This window comes from Kaustia mangrovi (genome assembly GCF_015482775.1).
In the GTDB taxonomy this organism is placed as follows: Bacteria; Pseudomonadota; Alphaproteobacteria; order Rhizobiales; family Im1; genus Kaustia; species Kaustia mangrovi.
Genome location: NZ_CP058214.1, coordinates 3737364 through 3753116, shown reverse-complemented (window position 1 = coordinate 3753116; position 15753 = coordinate 3737364). Strand labels below are relative to the sequence as shown.

The following is a 15753-nucleotide window of genomic DNA, read 5'->3' as shown; positions in this document are numbered from 1 at the left end:
TGGGAGGGACATCATGGACGCCGAAACGCTGCGTGCGATGCAGGCGCCCCTCAAGGCGCGGTACCACGAGCGGCCGGAGGCCGCGCTTGTCACGCTCCGGGCGGATGGGCGCCTCGACGGGGACGCCATTGCGTGCAAGGTGGAGACGGGCCGCGCGCTGGTCACGGCGGGGCTGCACCCCGCGACCGGCGGCAGCGGGGTGGAGGCGTGTTCGGGCGACATGCTTCTGGAAGCGCTCGTCGCCTGCGCGGGCGTCACGCTGAAGGCCGTGGCGACCGCCATCGGGGTTGAGCTGCGCGGCGGACGGATCGAGGCGGAGGGCGATCTCGATTTCCGCGGCACTCTGGGGGTCGACCGGGACGCGCCCGTCGGCTTCCGCGAGATCCGCCTCACCTTCGATCTCGACACAGACGCGCCACAGGACAGGCTCGACGAGCTCCTGAGGCTCACCGAGCGCTACTGCGTCGTCCTCCAGACGCTCACCGCCTCTCCGCGCCTCTCCGCCACGATGACGGCGGAGGGCTGAGAGAGGCCCCGTCAGGCCGCGAAGCTCTCGAAGTCCTTCGGCGCCAGGTCGTGGTTGCGCAGGACGCGTCCCGCGCGCTCCTCGCCCGGTGCCGCGCCGGTCCATGCCGTGCGGCCGTTGACGAAAACCTCCTTGATCCCGGCGGAAAGCTGGACCGGGTCGGCATAGTCGGCGCGGTCGAGAACGGTTGCCGGATCGAACACGACGAGGTCGGCGAAGGCGCCCTCGGCGAGCCTGCCCCTGCCCTTCAGCCCGAACCGGGCGGCGGGCAGGGCCGTCATGCGGCGGACCGCCTCCTCCAGGCCGAAGAGCCCCACATCGCGGGCATAATGGCCGAGCACGCGCGGGAAGGTTCCCCAGAGGCGCGGATGCGGGCGGATATCGTGCGGCAGGCCGTCGGAGCCGATCATGGAGAGCGGGAACTTGAGCACGCGCTGCACGTCGTCCTCGTCCATGGTGAAATAGACCGCGCCGGCGGGCTGGAGCCGGGCCACCGCGTCCTCGCGGGAGACGCCCATCTCGTCCGCGATATCGGCGAGCATCCGCCCGGCGAGATCGGGCCGCGCCTTCGACCAGGTGATCATGATCCGGTCCACGCTTGCCGCCCGGCGGGCCTCCAGCACCGTGGAGGACGCCGCATAGGGGTAGACGTCGAGCGTAACCGGCTGCTCGCGCGCGCGCTCCGCGATCACCGGCAGGGTCTCGCGGGTGCGGCCGTAATTCTTCGGGTCGGTGACCTTGTGATGGGAGATCACGACAGGGCTGTCGCTCGCCCGGCCGATCTCGAAGGCCTCCTCCATCGCGTCGCGGATCAGGTCGGCCTCGTCGCGCATATGGGTGGCATAGATCCCGTTATAGCGCGCCAGCGGTTCCGCCACCGCGATCACCTCCGCGGTCGAGGCGGCGTTGGCCGGCTGATAGTAGAGCCCGGTCGACAGGCCGATGGAGCCGGCCTCCAGAGCCTCGGCCAACAGCCTGCGCATCTCGCCGCATTCCGCAGCGGTCGCCGCCCGGTCCAGCCGGTCCATCGTGGCGAGCCTGAGCGTCGTGTGGCCGGTGAGCGCGGCCACATTGACCGGCGGCACGCGGGCGTCGAGCGCGGCGAGATAGTCCGCGAAGGTCGCGAACAGGTCGCCGCGCCCCTCCGCGATGAGGTCGAGCGGCGGCACCACGTCGCGCAGGCCCGGCACGGGGCCGAGGCTGATGCCGCAATTGCCGCTGACGACGGTGGTCACGCCCTGGCTGAGCTTGGCGGTCATGTCGGTGGCGAGCACGGCACGGTCGTCATGGGTGTGCACGTCCACGAAGCCCGGCGCGACGGCGAGCCCCTCCGCGTCGATCTCGCGGGCTCCCGCCCAGTCCTTCAGCTCGCCCATGGCCACGATGCGGTCGCCCACCACGGCGAGGTCGCCGCGGGTGGCGTCGGACCCCGTGCCATCGATCAGCATGGCGTCGCGAATGACAATGTCTGCGCGTCTCTTCATGGGCCTCTCCCCCTCCATCACGTCTTGAGCGCGGACAGCCGCGCCGTCGCGGAAATATGCTCCAGGCTGGTCTTCACATGCAGCACCACGGGCTCGCTGGCCTCGACCGCCACCCTGACGGCCTCCTCCACCTCGTCGGCGTGCTCCACCCTGACGGTTTTCGCGCCGAAGGCCTCGCCGAGGCGCGTGAAATCGGGATTGGCGAGCGCCGTGCCGTAGGCCCGACCCGGGAACCGTTTCTCCTGATGGAGGCGGATCGTGCCGTAGGATCCGTTATCGGCGATAACCACCACCGGGCTCGCATCGTGGGCGATGGCCGTGGCGAGCTCGTTGCCGGTCATCATGAAGCCGCCATCGCCGACGAAGCAGACCGCCTTGCGCTTGCGCCGGCGCATGGCGGCGGCGGCCGCCGCCGGCACGCCGTAGCCCATGGCGCCGGAGAGCGGCCCCAGGAGGATCTGGTCGCCGCGGAAGCGGAAATAGCGGTTGAGCCAGCCGCCGAAATTGCCCGCATCCGCGGTGACGATGGCATCGTCGGGGAGATGGCGCGAGAAGGCGTCGACCACGGCGCCGAAGACCACGCCGTCATCGGCCTCCACCGGCTGCCAGCGCGACCAGTCGAGATAGGCGGCATGGGCCTGGGCGACCCATGGTTCCCAGGGCCTCCCCGCCGGCCTGCGCTCCGACAGCCGGTCGAGGAACAGCGCGCAGTCGGCGACCGCGCCGAGCGTGACGTGACGCACGCCGCCGATCGCGGAGGCATCCTCGTGGACATGGATGAGCGCCTGCTCCGGCATCGGGGCTGTGGGAAAGGTATAGCCCTGGCTCGTCACGTCGCCGAGCCGTGTGCCGATGGCGAGGACGAGGTCGGCCTCGCGCAGCCGGTCGACCAGAGTGCGGTCCGCCGCATAGCCCAGATGCGCGACATAGGAGCCGTGGGTGTTCTCCAGCACGTCGGCCTGGCGCGAGCTCGCCGCGACCGCCACACCCCAGACATCGGCGAAATTCCTGAGCGCGCGGCGGCCGAAATCGTGATTGACGGCCTGGCCGGCGATGACGAGCGGGCGCTTCGCGCCGGCAAGACGCTCCGCCGTCTGGGCGACGTCGATCTCGTCCACGCCCGGCAGGCCGACGCCGAGGCAGACGGGCTCGGCGCGGGGGCACGGCGCCTCCAGCATGTCCTCCGGCGTCACCACCACGACGGGCCCCGGAATCCCGCGCCTGGAGACGGCGATGGCCTGCGCCATCAACTCGCCGGCGCGCGCGGGATCGGTGATCTCCACGCACCATTTGGCGAGATCGGAATAGGTCTTCGCGTAGTCCACCTCCTGGAAGGCGCGGCGTCCGCGATGGCCGCGCTCCACCTGGCCGACCAGCACGACGAGCGGCACGCCGTCCTCCTGCGCGGTCTGGATGGCGATGGTGGCGTTCGACGCGCCCGGCCCGCGGCTCACCATGACCACGCCCGGCCGGCGCATCAGCCGGGCGTCGGCGAGCGCCATGAAGCCGGCACCGCCCTCGTGCCGGCAGGTGACGAGCGAGATGGAGGGATCGTCGCGCAGGGCGTCGATCACGCCCAGAAAGCTTTCCCCCGGCACGCAGAAGACCCGGTCGAGATCGTGGGCCTTCAGGCAGGCCACGATCTCGCGGCCGGCCGTGGACTCAGAACCGGACACGGATGTGGCCACGGACTCGACATCACTCATACTCACCGTCTTCCTCTTTCTTGCTGGCATCGGATCGGGGCGCGTCCCGCAGGTCGGGCGGGAAGGCGGATTGAACGATAGTCTCCAGAGCGTTACGAAACCGCTCCCATCCCTCCTCGTCGCGCAGGGAAACGCCGAGGAACTGGTCCTCCGTCTTCGAGCGCAGCACGAGATAGAGCACGCCGGCGAGCAGGATGCCGGTGATCGCGGGGACATCGACCGTGTCGGCCTCGTGATCGGCAGCGATGTTCTCGATGAAGCCGCGGGCGAGCTGCTCGCGGCGCTTGGCGAGCTTCTGTCGGGTCTCGTCGGCGTCCAGGAGCTCCCAGCGGCGCACCTCCTGGACCACCTCGTTGGCGCGCAGGCTGTCCATCTGCTCGGTGAGCATCAGGAGCACCGTATCGGCGGGCGACATGCCGCGGCTGGCCGCGCGCGAGGGAATGTCGCCGGCCTTCGTCCAGTAGTCGTGCGACTGCATCATGGCCATGAACAGGCCGTCCATGCCGCCGAAATAGCGATAGATCAGCTCCTTGGAGACATCGGCGCGCTTGGCCACCGCATTGATGCCGGTACGCAGCATCCCCTCCTCGCGGATCTGGTCCTCGAGCGCCCTCTGGATCTCCTCCTCGGTGCGCTCGCGATTGCGCTTGCCAGCCTCGCGGCGCCGGGTCATGGCTCCTCCCGTATCGTCGTCTCCATTGCGATGGCCGACCGCTCCGGATCGACCTCGAGAACGGTGCACCGGTCGATGCGCGCCCAGGCCTCGCCGAGCGTGCGGCCGATCACACAGCCGCCATGCAGGACGGCGGAGCCCGCATAGACCGCCGAGGACGTCCAGCCCGTCTTGCCCGCGAGCCCCGGATTGGCCGACCGGATCGCCGTGATCCGCCCCTCCCCGTCGATCTCGACCTCGTCGGCCTCGCCGGCGGCGACCGTCAGGCCGGCGGCGAGCGCGATGGTGCGGCGCGGCGCGGCGGCCCCCGCGAGCATGCCGAAGCCGGCCTCCGCCGCGCAGGCCGCGAGCCCCGCGACGGGCCGGATCGAATTGTGCAGGATCGCAATCCCCGCATCGCCGCCATCGGCAACGAGGCGCGCCTCGCCGATATCCGGCCGGCGGGCCACGCGCCGGCTGTTGGCGAGGGCGATGCCGTCGGGCGTCGCGGCGACAAGGCCGGCATCGTATTCCCCATGGGCCGACAGCACGGCCTTGACGGCGTCCGCCGGCGCCTCCCCCGCCTCGAGCCTGCGAAGCACCTGCCGATTGATCGGCTCGCCGCCCACCCCCGGCGTATCGGGAAGCCGGTGGCCGGTGACGAGGCCGGCCGGCGCCGCGACGAGGAACTTCGTCAGGGGTTCCGGACGGTCCGGCCCGCTGGAGATGACAGCGGCGAGCGGCGCCTCCATGAGCGCGGCCTCGCCGCCGGCAGTAGACCATGCCGCCCGCAGCGCACCGAGCCCGCCCCTCTGCGTCGTGAAGAAGGCCGGCCGGCCCGCAACGAGCGCGGCGAAGACGGCGAAGCCGCCGATCTCGCCGCGCCCGACCCGTTCCGCCATGGCGAGCGCCTCGGCCACCGCGGCCCCCGCGCCCGCGCCATATGCCGCGATCCCGATGGTCATGGGCCTGCCCCCCGTTCAGTCTCCGCCCGTCGTGACGGGATCGGAGATGTTCAGCCCCGTGATGAAACGCTGGAACACGAGCGCAAGCAAGAGCGGCGGCACGGTGGAGAGGATACTTGCCGCGGCGAACAGCACGAGCTCCGTCCTGAAGCCCGGCATCAGCGGCGACAGGCCGAGCAGCGCCGGCGAGAGCGTCTGCGCATTGGTGCCGCCGGTCAGAACGATGCCGAAGAGCAGGTCGTTCCAGGACACCAGGAAGGCGATGATGAAGGCAGCCGCGATGCCCGGCGCCGCCATCGGGAAGGTGACGTAGAAGAGCACCTGGAGCCGGCTGCAGCCGTCGATGCGCGCGGCGCGCTCCACCTCGATCGGCAGGGAGGCGAAATAGCCCATCAGCATCCAGCTCAGAAGCGGCACCACCGCCGTCAGATAGGTGATGCCGAGCCCGAAGAGACTGCCCACCATGCCGACGGCGGAGAAGAACACGAAATAGGGAATGAGCATGGTGATCGGCGGCAGGACGCGACTGACCAGAAGCGTGAACAGGAGCGCGTTCTTGCCCGGAAACTCGAAGCGGCCGAAGGCGTAGCCCGCAAAGGACGCGATCAGCGCGGCGAACGCCGCCGACGGCAGCGCCACGATTGCGGAGTTTACGAAGCCCTCCATGACCGCGCGGGTCTGCCCGCCGAAGATGGAGTCGGACACCGACAGGCCGAGTACGCGCAGATAGTTGTCGAGCGTGAGCGAGGGCGGCATGCCGACGAGACTGTCGAGCACGTCGATCTCCGCCATGAACGAGGCCTTGAGCGTCCAGTAGAAGGGAAAGAGCGTCCAGAAGGCGAGGAACAGGGCGCCCGCGCCGACGGCCCATGGCCGCCAGCCCTCGCCCGCGATCTTGCGGTGTGCCTCAGCCATTGGCGGTCTCCTTCTTCGCCTTCTTCTTCCTCAAGAGCAGGAAATAACCGACGGCGAGCGCGACCGACATGGCGGTCAGGATGAAGGAGGTCGCCGCGGCGAGGCCGTATTGCGAGAACTCGAAATTGTAGCGGAAGACCAGCATGGGCAGGATCTGGCTCGCCGTGCCCGGCCCGCCGCGCGTGAGCGAGAAGACGAGGTCGAACTGGCGCACCGCCTCCACCGTCATGACCACGAGCACGATGAGCGTCGTGTGCCTCAAATGCGGCAGCGTGATGTGCGCGAAGCGCCGCACGGGCCCCGCCCGGTCGATGCGCGCGGCGTTGTAGAGATCCTCCGGGATGGTCTGCAGCGAGGCCAGGTAGAAGAAGGTGCCGAGCGGGGCGAGGTGCCAGACGAAGGCGACGGACACCCAGATCAGCGCCATGTCCTGCGACAGCCAGACATGGGAGGGGCCGACGATCCCCATGGGCGCGAGCAGCGCGTTGAGCGCGCCGACATTCGGGTTGAGCATGAAGGAGAAGACGGTCGCGGTGACCACCTGCGAGATGGCCCAGGGCAAAAGCACCAGCGCGCGCAGGAGGCCCTTGCCGGGGAAGTCCTCGTTCAGGACCAGCGCGAAACCGAGCGAGAGCGCGAAGGACAGGACCACCGCGATGGCGGAGAAGACGACGGACCGCCAGGCCGCCGCCAGGACCTTCGGGTCGGTGATCGCCGTCCAGTAGTGCTTGGCGCCGACGAACTCCATGGTGCGCAGGATGACGTTCGACTCGTGCAGGCTCAGCCATGCCGAATAGACGAGCGGCACGAAGATGATGGCGGCGTTGAGGAGCGACACGCCGAGAATGATGACGAGCGCGAACTGGGTGTCGCTCATCTGGCGCGCCCGCGCGGCCTCGCGCGCCGGCAGCGCCGCCGTCGGGGCCCCGGCCATCACGCGGCCTCCATCGCCGGATGGACGCGCGCGCCCGCCGCATCGAACAGATAGAGCTTGCCATGGGGCAGGACGAGGTCGATGGGCTCGCCCATGGCCGCATCCCGGTCGGGATCGGTGCGCAGCTTCACGATCTGCTGGCCCTGCCCGCCCGCGGCCTCGCCGAGCCTGACATCCACGAAGAGGTCGGAGCCCACGGGCTCGGTGGCATGGACCGTGCCCGTGACGGCGATGCCGTCCGCCGCGCCGTCGCCGGCGACCTGGAGCGCCTCCGGGCGGATGCCGATGGCGGCGGTTCCGCCCGCCCTGCCCGCCCGGTCGGCAAGCCCGTCGGCAAGCGGCAGGAAGGCTCCGCCCGCAGCCTCCAGCCCGGTCTTTCCGTCGCGCGTGGCGAGCCTGCCCTCGACGATGTTCATGGCCGGGCTGCCGACGAAGGAGGCGACCCATTTGTTCGCCGGATAGCGGTAGATCTCGCGCGGCGGGGCATATTGCATCAGATGGCCGTCGCGCATGACGGCGATCCGGTCGGCCATCGTCATGGCCTCGACCTGGTCGTGGGTGACGTAGATGAAGGTCGCGCCCAGGCGCTCGTGCAGCATCTTCAGCTCCACGCGCATCTCCGTCCTGAGCTTGGCGTCGAGGCTGGAGAGCGGCTCGTCGAACAGGAAGACGGCCGGCTCGCGCACCGCCGCGCGGCCGATGGCGACACGCTGGCGCTGGCCGCCGGAGAGCTGGTGCGGCCTGCGGTCGAGGAAGGGCTCCACCTTGAGCATCTCCGCGACCCTGCGCACGCGCTCCGCGATCTCCGCCTTGGCGACCCGCGCCCGGCGCAACGGGAAGGCGATATTGTCGAACACCGTCATGTGCGGATAGAGCGCGATGGACTGGAACACCATGGCGATGTCGCGCTTGTCGGGCGGCGTGTGGGCGACCGCCCGCCCACCGATATAGATCTCGCCGTCGCTCGGGGAATCGAGCCCGGCGACCATATTGAGCGTCGTCGTCTTGCCGCAGCCCGAGGGCCCGAGAAAGATCACGAACTCGCCATCGCCCACTTCGAGCGAGACATTGTCGACCGCCACGCCGCCCCCGAAGCGACGGGTCACGCGATCCAGCACAACATTAGCCATGGGATGAGCCTTTCAAATCGGTTCTGCTGCAGACCCCCTCACCCGGCGCCTACGGCGCCACCCTCTCCCGCGAGGGGAGAGGGTTCGCCTGCCGCACCGGCTGGAGCATCCCCTCTCCCCTTGCGGGAGAGGGAGGGGCCCATCGCGCCAGCGATGGGAGGGTGAGGGGATTTTTCCCGTCTTCACATATACTTGTCGTAGAGCCGGTCCCAGTTCTCGCGCAGGGCGACGACCACCTCCTTCGGTGTCATCGAGCCGGACTGGAGGAGCTCGTCGGCGATCATGTCGTGCATGGCCGCGTCCCATTCCTGATACCAGGGCGCCTTCAGCATGTTCGGGGCCATGGCGCGCCGGCGGCCGGCGAAGAGCCAGCCATAGCTCTCCTCCGCATAGGGCTCGTACATCCACTTCATGATGGCGGCCTTCACCTCCGGGTCGTCGTAGATCGCCGGGAAGGGCACGGGCAGGTTGGCCTTCTCCACCCACTTCTTGTGCACGGCGAATTCGCCGGCCTTGTTCTTGTAGCCGTAGAACTTCACCAGCTCCCAGGCGGCCTCGAGCTCGGCGTCGGAGCGCTCGCGGGTCGACATGGCCAGCAGCGCATGGCCGACGAGCACGGTGTCGTTGGTCGTCCCCGGCATCACCGGATTCTGGCAGTTATAGGCGGCGATCCGGCTCTTTTCCGGGTCGTTATAGTTGAAGCTGTTGTAGTCCATATTGGTGTGGAAGGCGTGCAGGCCCTTCATCCAGGAGCTCGAGGCCTCCGTGCTCGACCAGGACAGGACGGCATGCGGGACGAGCTCCTCGTCCCACCACTGCTTCCAGTCGGCCAGCACCTTGGCGAGCGGCGTGTCGGGCCCGAAGGTCGCCTTGAGATCGGCGTCGACGAAGGTCTCGCCTTCGGAGAAGCCCTGCGAGATCAGCCCCCAGGGCAGGCCCGTCCAGGCATTGTACATGTTGATGAGCATCGGGTGCTCGACGATGCCCTTCTTCTTGATGGCGCGCGCCTGGTCGGCGACCTCGTCCCATGTCTTCGGATAGTCGTCCGGATTGCCCGTTCCGCCGAAGCCCGCCTTGTCCAGCACCTCCTCGTTGCGGAACATGCACATCGGGCCGCCATTGTAGTAGGTGAGGCCCAGATAGTCGCCGTTCATGGCCCTGGCGTCCGCGACGATGCCCGGGAACATCTGGTCCTTGATCTCGTCGAGCCCCGGCATGTCGTTGATCGGGCGGATCCAGCCGGCCGCATGCCAGCGCGAGGCCTGGCCGCGCTGGGCATAGAACATGTCGAGCGGCGCGCCGCCGGCGAGCTTGGTCTCCAGGACCGCCGCATAGTCGCCCGGAATGGGCGCGAGCTCGAGCGGCAGCCCCATCTCCTCGCGGAACGCCTTCGCATTGCCCTCCACGATCTCGCTGCCCCAGGGCCAGAACGCGAAGCGCAGCGGGTCCATGGCGCGGGCGAGGCCGGGCAGCCCCCCGGCCGCCAGCGCCGAGCCGCCCATCAGGGCCGAGGCCGCGACGAAGCGGCGGCGGGTCATCGAAAACGGATCTTGCGTCATTGTGAGCCTCCCCCATGAAGGTCCGGCCAACACCATTTGTGACCGTACGGTCACATTAGAGACGCAACCTCTCGCGCCTGTCAAGCGGGCTCGTGCGGCACCCGAAAGATGAACGGGGGATAACGGCCCGCTTCAAATTCCGTTCAGCCGGGCCTTGAGACTATGGGCACAGGCCGCAAGGGGCGAGGCGGCACGACCCCCGGTTTTCCGCGTTGTCGCGAGCGGCCGCGAATGCTGTGGCATACGTCGCCGGCCCGTGGCTCGCGGCGGAAACCGGAGGAGGCACTGTCATGTTCCTGATCAAGACGACGCTCGTCGCCACCGTGCTGGCGATCGCCGCCATCATGATGCTCGCGCTGCTGATCCGCGCGACGGAATGGGAGGGACGGACGACGGCCTCGCAGGAGACCGTCACGGAAGCGAATGCGCAATGAGCGCGCGAAGGGGACCGCATCGGGGATGCACACCATGGAAGCCATCGCACTGGCGGCGGCGCTGATCGTCCTTCTGGCGCTGGTCGCCTTTTCCAGCCGGGACGGCACGAAATAGCCGCGCCGGCGGACAGGCGCGGACGGCTACTGGGTCGCCGCGAGCCGGGCCGCGAAATAGGCGACGGTCTTCGAATAGACCGTGGACTTGTTCCACTGCCGGATCACGTTGAAATTGTGAGAGCCCTCGGCATAGGACCCGCCGGGGCGCCAACCGTATCCCCTGAGATAATTGGCCGTGGAGGCCAGCACGTCGGGCACCGAGCGAATGAGATCGCGCCGTCCGTTGCCGTCGTAGTCGACGCCGAATTTCACATAGTTGGAGGCGAGGAACTGGGTCTGGCCGAGCTCGCCCGCCCAGGCGCCGCGCATCTGGCGGGGCGACAGGTCGCCGCGCTGGATGATGGTGAGCGCCGCGATGAGCTCGCGCTGGAACATGTCCGTGCGCCGGCAATCATAGGCAAGCGTCGCCAGCGCGCGCAGCACGGAGCGGTTGCCCATATTGGCGCCATAGTCGGATTCCAGCCCCCAGATCGCCACGATCACCGGGCCCGGCACGCCATAGCGCCGCTCGATGCCCGACAGGAGCCGCGCATGGCTGCGCAGCAGGCGGGCGCCGCGGCTGAGCCGGCTCTTGTTGACCATGCGGCCGGCGAATTTCTGGAAGCTCTGCTTGAAGACGCGCTGGTTGCGGTCGAGCGAGATGACCTTCCGGTCGTAGCTCACCCCGTTGAGGGCGGAGACGGTGCGCTGCGAGAAGCCCCGCGACAGCGCCTCGCGCTTGAACGCCTCCAGCCAGACATTGAACCCGCCGGACGGCTCGCACGGCACCGCCGCCGCCTGCCCCGCCCACAGGAGCCCCGCCATGGTGAGCGCGAGCCCCGCCAACCGCCACTGCATCAGCCCCATGAGCCTCATCCCCGCACAAGCGATATCGACAGTACAGGGAGTATAGCATGCCGCGACGCAAAGCGCTCGTGACGGCGGGAGCGCAACCGGCGAGGCAGGCCGCGATCCCCGCGGCGGCACGCCCGCCATCGCATCGCCGTTCAAATTGAATTAATTGCCGAATATCGCTCTCGGGGCTTGATCGGCGGCGCGTGTGCGACGACTCTTCATGGACGAGGAACGGCGCACGCGGAGATCCGCATGCAGAACACGGAAACGACACTCGACCGCCGCGCCATGCTCGCCTCGATGGGCGCGTTGGCCCTGGGCGGCCTGCGCTGCGCCCCGGCCATGGCGGCGCCCCTTCACATGCGCACCATCCCGGCGACGGGAGAAGCGCTGCCGGCGATCGGCATGGGTAGCTGGATCACCTTCAATGTCGGCGAGGACCCGGCGCTGCGCGCCGAACGCACGAAGGTGCTCGAAGCGTTCTTCGCGCGCGGCGGCACGTTCATCGACTCATCGCCCATGTATGGCTCGTCGGAGGCGGTGATCGGCCATTGCCTCGACGCGCTCGACCGGCCGCCCACATTCGCCGCCACCAAGGTGTGGACCTGGCTCACCATGAACGGGCCCGACCAGATGGAGACCTCGCGCGGCCTGTGGGGCGTCGACCGGTTCGACCTCATGCAGATCCACAATCTCCTGAGCTGGGAAGGCCATCTGGAGACACTGCGCGAGGACAAGGCCGAAGGCCGCATCCGCTATATCGGCATGACCACCTCCCATGGCCGCCGCCATGACGAGCTCGAGGCGATCATGGAGAGCGAGGCCCTCGATTTCGTCCAGCTCACCTACAATGTGGCCGACCGCTGGGCGGAGGAGCGCCTCCTGCCGCTCGCCGCGGAGCGCGGCATCGCGGTCATCGTCAACCGGCCGTTCCGCGGCGGCGGGCTGTTCGACGCACTCGCGCGCTTTCCCCTGCCCGGCTGGGCGGACGAGATCGAGGCCGCGAACTGGGCGCAGATCTTCCTCAAATTCATCGTCTCCCACCCCGCCGTCACATGCGCCATTCCCGCGACCTCGCGCGTCGACCACATGCACGAGAACATGGGCGCGCTCACCGACGCGCTGCCCGATGCCGGCCTGCGCCGGCGCATGATCCGCGATATCGAGGCACTCTGACAATTTGAAACAGATCAAACCGCCTTGCGAGCCGCCCGTATAGGATCGCCGCGTACCGACAACACCAGATACCCGCATGCTACCGTTCACCGGCCCTGTCTATTTCTCTCTCCTGGCGAGCTACAATGTCGATCTGTGGCCGGCACAGATCTTCGCCTACGGGCTCGCCATCGTGGCGCTCGCCATGGCCTGCCGGCCGTTTCTCGGCAGCGGGCGGGCGGTGAATGCGCTTCTCGCGGCATCCTGGATCGCCATCGGCCTGGCCTTCCATCTCCACCGGTTCGCGGAGATCAACTTCGCCGCGCCCGTCTATGGCGCGCTGTTCATCCTCCAGGGGCTCATGGTCCTGTGGACGGGCACGGTGCGGGGCGCCTTCCGCATCGGCCTGCGGTCCGACACGACGGGGCTTGCCGGGCTCGCGCTGGCCATCTACGCGCTGACCCTCTACCCGCTCGCCGCCTGGCTGCAGGGCCATGGCTGGCCCATGACGCCGCTCGTCGGCCTGTCGGGCGCGCCCACGACGATCTTCACCATCGGCCTCCTGCTGCTCGGCCGGGGCCGCATCCCTTACCATCTCCTCGCCATCCCGGTGCTGTGGTCGCTGATCGCGGGCGCCCACGCCGCCGTGCTCGGCATCGCGGAGGACATCGCCCTGCCGCTCGCCGGCCTCGGCGGCCTCGCGCTCGCCTTTCGCCGCAATCTCGCGGCCCGCCGCACGGAGCGCCGCGCCCGGCAGACCGGATAGGCCAGGATCTCGATTGCGGTCCCTGCGGCACTTTCGGCCATTGCGGGGGTGCGCCGGAGGGGCGTAACAGGGGGCCGCACCCCCCAAGTGCAGGAGGCGGAGACCATGTTCGGAATATCGCGCCGGGAGTTGTTGCTCGGCGGTGGCGCGACGGCGGCCGCCTCGCTCGCCAGCGGCCTTGCCGCCAGCCGGGCCTTCGCCGCCGACCTCACCCTGCCCGTCTCCACGCTCGACCACTCCATCGTGCCCGGCACCGTCACGCAGGGCATGATGAGCTTCGCCCCCGACGGGCCCCCGCCGGTCATCCGCATGCGCCAGGGCGAGAGCTTCGCCATCGACGTGGCCAACGGCATCGACGAGGCGACGACGGTGCACTGGCACGGGCTGAGGGTGCCCAACGCCATGGACGGCGTGCCCTATCTGACCCAGGAGCCGGTCGAGCCCGGCGGGCGCGTGCGCTACACGCTCAATTCGCCCGATGCCGGAACCTACTGGTACCACCCCCATTGCAACACGCTCGACCAGATGGCGCGCGGACTGACCGGCCTGCTCGTCGTCGAGGATGCCGAGGATCCGGGCTTCGACCGCGACCTGCCGCTCAATATCCGGGACTTCCGGCTCGGTGGCGACGGCCAGTTCATCGCCCTGTTCAAGGCGCGCAACGCCGCGCGCGGCGGCACGCTCGGCACCGTCTCGACCGTCAACTGGCAGACGGAGCCCGTCTACGAGCTGCCCGCCGGCAGCCTCGTGCGCCTCAGGCTCGCCGTCACCGACGTGACCCGTGTGGGCACCTACGACCTCGATGGCGGCCTGGCGCAGGTGATCGCGCTCGACTCCAATCCGCTGCCCCGGCCCGTCGCGCCGAAGGGCATCGTCATTGCGCCCGGCCAGCGCGCCGACATCGCGCTGCGGGTGCCCGACCGGGAGGAGGAGACGGTGCGCCTGACGCTCAGGACGCCGGCGGGCCCGCGCACGCTGGCGACCGTCCGCCCCGTGGGCGCGAGCGCCCGGCGCGATCTCGCCGAGCTCAGGCCGCTCCGGCCCAATCCCGTGCCCGAGCCCGACCTCGCCAATGCCGAGACGGTCGACTTCCTGTTCGGCTGGTCGCCGGAGGGCGACGAGCCCGTGCCGAGCTTCTGCGGCTCGCTCGGCTATACATTCTGGTCGATCAACCGCGTCGCCTGGCAGGGCGACACGCCGAGCCCGGTCGATCCCCTCGCGGTGCTGAAACAGGGCCGCAGCTACATATTGCGCCTGCGCAACGAGACGCAGAACGACCACCCGATCCATCTCCACGGCATGTCGTTCCGCCTCCTGCGCTCCGACAAGCGCAAGATCCCGCCGCTCGTCACCGACACCGCCCTTCTCAGGTCCCAGGAGACGATGGAGGTCGCCCTCGTCGCCGACAATCCCGGTAACTGGGTTTTCCACTGCCACGTCATCGAGCACCAGAAGACCGGGCTGACCGGCTATCTGAGGGTCGAGGCCTAGGCTGAATCGACCTCCGCAAGCAGGGCGGCGAGATCGAGCCGCCGGGTCATCATGGCGAGGTCGCCGTTGCCGTCGCGCGGCCACTCCTCGGCCGGCCGGTCCCTGTAGAGCTCCACGCCATTGCCGTCGGGATCGCGCAGATAGAGCGCCTCGCTGACCCCGTGATCGCTCGCGCCGTCGAGCGGGATGCCCGCCTTCTGGAGCCGGATCAGCGCGTCGGCCAGCGCTGCCCGCGTCGGATAGAGGATCGCGAGGTGATAGAGGCCGGTCGTTCCCGGCCGGGGCGGCGGGCCGCCGGCGCTCTCCCACGTATTGAGCCCGATATGGTGATGGTATCCGCCGGCGGACACGAAGGCCGCCTGGGTCCCGTAGCGCTGGGTCAGCTCGAAGCCGAGCACGCCGCAATAGAAGTCGAGCGCGCGCTTCAGATCGGCGACCTTCAGATGGACATGGCCGATGCGCACGCCCGGATCGATGGGCCGGACGCCGGACCGGTCGTCGAGAGAAGTCGCTGTCATGGGTCAGCCTCCTGTCATGCCGAGGTCAGGGTGATGCCCCTCCCGTCCGCCTCCCCCTTCCGACGGGGGAGGATGGGAGAGGCCGCGAGAGGCGTCATTGCCGCCCCGATCGAACCGCCAGCCGCCCGGCTACCGGCCTTCCGCCTGCAGCGCGGGGCGGCCCAGGGGACGCAGCGCGAGGGCGCCGTCGCCGATCAGCGCCTGCACGACGAGCGTGACCGCCCAGAATGCCGGATATTCCCAGCCGCCATTGGCGTTGGAGAAGAAGAACCCGGCCGCGCCGTGCACGAAGAGGATGGACCCGAGCAACACCGGCACCAGAGCCAGCGATACGGCCCGCGTCCACACGCCGAGGATCAGCGCGATGCCGCCGGCGACCTCCGCCAGGATCGTCAGATAGGCGAGCGCGCCGGGCAGGCCGAGGCTGGCGAAGAACTGCGCCGTGCCCGCCGGCGTGAAGACGAAGATCTTGAGGCCCGCATGGGCCAGGAACAGCGCGCCGAGGACGACGCGAAGAATGAGCGCGCCATAGGGCGCCGTGCGTGTGTCGATCATGAAGCCACTCCC

The 15753-nt window shown here is 69.2% G+C and carries 16 protein-coding genes; 5 read left to right on the top strand and 11 right to left on the bottom strand.

Features of this window, described 5'->3' with window-relative positions; all coding sequences use genetic code 11:
* Positions 1-13 precede the first annotated feature (13 nt).
* The gene (locus HW532_RS17685; RefSeq protein WP_213161731.1) at positions 14-526 is read left to right on the top strand and encodes an OsmC family protein; all 513 of its coding nucleotides are present in this window, start codon (positions 14-16) and stop codon (positions 524-526) included.
* A gap of 11 nt (positions 527-537) precedes the next feature.
* Here the strand turns inward: HW532_RS17685 and HW532_RS17680 are convergent, their stop codons facing one another.
* The 8 genes from HW532_RS17680 to HW532_RS17645 form a co-directional block, all read right to left on the bottom strand.
* Entirely contained in the window at positions 538-2010 is a 1473-nt protein-coding gene (locus HW532_RS17680) for an N-acyl-D-amino-acid deacylase family protein (protein ID WP_213161730.1), read from the bottom strand.
* 17 nt (positions 2011-2027) lie between these two features.
* Positions 2028-3716: a thiamine pyrophosphate-dependent enzyme gene (locus HW532_RS17675; protein ID WP_213161729.1), complete on the bottom strand. Its 1689-nt coding sequence runs from the start codon at positions 3714-3716 to the stop codon at positions 2028-2030.
* Positions 3709-4389, bottom strand: coding sequence for a TetR/AcrR family transcriptional regulator (locus HW532_RS17670; protein WP_213161728.1), 681 nt, complete (start codon positions 4387-4389; stop codon positions 3709-3711). The genes HW532_RS17675 and HW532_RS17670 overlap by 8 nt, the downstream gene beginning before the upstream one ends.
* A complete protein-coding gene (locus tag HW532_RS17665; RefSeq protein WP_213161727.1) occupies positions 4386-5333 on the bottom strand; it encodes a DUF6963 family protein in 948 nt (315 codons plus the stop codon). The genes HW532_RS17670 and HW532_RS17665 overlap by 4 nt, the downstream gene beginning before the upstream one ends.
* Before the next feature lie 15 nt (positions 5334-5348).
* The gene (locus HW532_RS17660) at positions 5349-6248 is read right to left on the bottom strand and encodes a carbohydrate ABC transporter permease (protein WP_213161726.1); all 900 of its coding nucleotides are present in this window, start codon (positions 6246-6248) and stop codon (positions 5349-5351) included.
* Positions 6241-7182 carry a carbohydrate ABC transporter permease gene (locus HW532_RS17655; protein ID WP_213161725.1) on the bottom strand — a complete coding sequence of 314 codons (942 nt, stop codon included), beginning with the start codon at positions 7180-7182 and terminating at the stop codon, positions 6241-6243. Before HW532_RS17655 ends, HW532_RS17660 begins: the two co-directional genes overlap by 8 nt.
* Positions 7182-8312, bottom strand: coding sequence for an ABC transporter ATP-binding protein (locus HW532_RS17650; protein WP_213161724.1), 1131 nt, complete (start codon positions 8310-8312; stop codon positions 7182-7184). Before HW532_RS17650 ends, HW532_RS17655 begins: the two co-directional genes overlap by 1 nt.
* A 182-nt stretch (positions 8313-8494) precedes the next feature.
* Positions 8495-9871, bottom strand: coding sequence for an ABC transporter substrate-binding protein (locus HW532_RS17645; RefSeq protein WP_213161723.1), 1377 nt, complete (start codon positions 9869-9871; stop codon positions 8495-8497).
* Positions 9872-10161: 290 nt separating this feature from the next.
* Between HW532_RS17645 and HW532_RS17640 the strand changes: the two genes are divergently transcribed.
* Positions 10162-10305 (top strand): hypothetical protein, encoded by a 144-nt coding sequence (locus HW532_RS17640; protein WP_213161722.1) that lies wholly within the window; start codon positions 10162-10164, stop codon positions 10303-10305.
* 141 nt (positions 10306-10446) lie between these two features.
* Here the strand turns inward: HW532_RS17640 and HW532_RS17635 are convergent, their stop codons facing one another.
* A complete protein-coding gene (locus HW532_RS17635; protein ID WP_246479281.1) occupies positions 10447-11268 on the bottom strand; it encodes a lytic murein transglycosylase in 822 nt (273 codons plus the stop codon).
* A 240-nt stretch (positions 11269-11508) separates the two neighbouring features.
* Between HW532_RS17635 and HW532_RS17630 the strand changes: the two genes are divergently transcribed.
* The 3 genes from HW532_RS17630 to HW532_RS17620 all read left to right on the top strand — a co-directional run bounded on the left by HW532_RS17630 (position 11509) and on the right by HW532_RS17620 (position 14668).
* The gene (locus HW532_RS17630) at positions 11509-12432 is read left to right on the top strand and encodes an aldo/keto reductase (RefSeq protein ID WP_213161721.1); all 924 of its coding nucleotides are present in this window, start codon (positions 11509-11511) and stop codon (positions 12430-12432) included.
* 76 nt (positions 12433-12508) lie between these two features.
* Complete coding sequence (locus tag HW532_RS17625) at positions 12509-13177, top strand: DUF6064 family protein (RefSeq protein WP_213161720.1); 669 nt, start codon at positions 12509-12511, stop codon at positions 13175-13177.
* A gap of 105 nt (positions 13178-13282) precedes the next feature.
* Positions 13283-14668 carry a multicopper oxidase family protein gene (locus HW532_RS17620; protein WP_213161719.1) on the top strand — a complete coding sequence of 462 codons (1386 nt, stop codon included), beginning with the start codon at positions 13283-13285 and terminating at the stop codon, positions 14666-14668.
* Here HW532_RS17620 and HW532_RS17615 read toward each other — a convergent pair.
* Together HW532_RS17615 and HW532_RS17610 are read right to left on the bottom strand one after the other, a co-directional pair.
* The gene (locus HW532_RS17615; protein WP_213161718.1) at positions 14665-15186 is read right to left on the bottom strand and encodes a VOC family protein; all 522 of its coding nucleotides are present in this window, start codon (positions 15184-15186) and stop codon (positions 14665-14667) included. The two genes, HW532_RS17620 and HW532_RS17615, sit on opposite strands and share 4 nt — an antisense overlap.
* A 129-nt stretch (positions 15187-15315) precedes the next feature.
* A complete protein-coding gene (locus tag HW532_RS17610; protein ID WP_213161717.1) occupies positions 15316-15741 on the bottom strand; it encodes a DoxX family protein in 426 nt (141 codons plus the stop codon).
* Positions 15742-15753: the final 12 nt, after the last annotated feature.

Bases quoted from the DNA above. Each gene is read 5' to 3' on its own strand.
- HW532_RS17685 (WP_213161731.1), top strand. From the start codon at position 14: ATGGACGCCGAAACGCTGCGTGCGATGCAGGCGCCCCTCAAGGCGCGG.
- HW532_RS17680 (WP_213161730.1), bottom strand. From the start codon at position 2,010: ATGAAGAGACGCGCAGACATTGTCATTCGCGACGCCATGCTGATCGAT.
- HW532_RS17675 (WP_213161729.1), bottom strand. From the start codon at position 3,716: ATGAGTGATGTCGAGTCCGTGGCCACATCCGTGTCCGGTTCTGAGTCC.
- HW532_RS17670 (WP_213161728.1), bottom strand. From the start codon at position 4,389: ATGACCCGGCGCCGCGAGGCTGGCAAGCGCAATCGCGAGCGCACCGAG.
- HW532_RS17665 (WP_213161727.1), bottom strand. From the start codon at position 5,333: ATGACCATCGGGATCGCGGCATATGGCGCGGGCGCGGGGGCCGCGGTG.
- HW532_RS17660 (WP_213161726.1), bottom strand. From the start codon at position 6,248: ATGGCTGAGGCACACCGCAAGATCGCGGGCGAGGGCTGGCGGCCATGG.
- HW532_RS17655 (WP_213161725.1), bottom strand. From the start codon at position 7,182: ATGGCCGGGGCCCCGACGGCGGCGCTGCCGGCGCGCGAGGCCGCGCGG.
- HW532_RS17650 (WP_213161724.1), bottom strand. From the start codon at position 8,312: ATGGCTAATGTTGTGCTGGATCGCGTGACCCGTCGCTTCGGGGGCGGC.
- HW532_RS17645 (WP_213161723.1), bottom strand. From the start codon at position 9,871: ATGACGCAAGATCCGTTTTCGATGACCCGCCGCCGCTTCGTCGCGGCC.
- HW532_RS17640 (WP_213161722.1), top strand. From the start codon at position 10,162: ATGTTCCTGATCAAGACGACGCTCGTCGCCACCGTGCTGGCGATCGCC.
- HW532_RS17635 (WP_246479281.1), bottom strand. From the start codon at position 11,268: ATGGGGCTGATGCAGTGGCGGTTGGCGGGGCTCGCGCTCACCATGGCG.
- HW532_RS17630 (WP_213161721.1), top strand. From the start codon at position 11,509: ATGCAGAACACGGAAACGACACTCGACCGCCGCGCCATGCTCGCCTCG.
- HW532_RS17625 (WP_213161720.1), top strand. From the start codon at position 12,509: ATGCTACCGTTCACCGGCCCTGTCTATTTCTCTCTCCTGGCGAGCTAC.
- HW532_RS17620 (WP_213161719.1), top strand. From the start codon at position 13,283: ATGTTCGGAATATCGCGCCGGGAGTTGTTGCTCGGCGGTGGCGCGACG.
- HW532_RS17615 (WP_213161718.1), bottom strand. From the start codon at position 15,186: ATGACAGCGACTTCTCTCGACGACCGGTCCGGCGTCCGGCCCATCGAT.
- HW532_RS17610 (WP_213161717.1), bottom strand. From the start codon at position 15,741: ATGATCGACACACGCACGGCGCCCTATGGCGCGCTCATTCTTCGCGTC.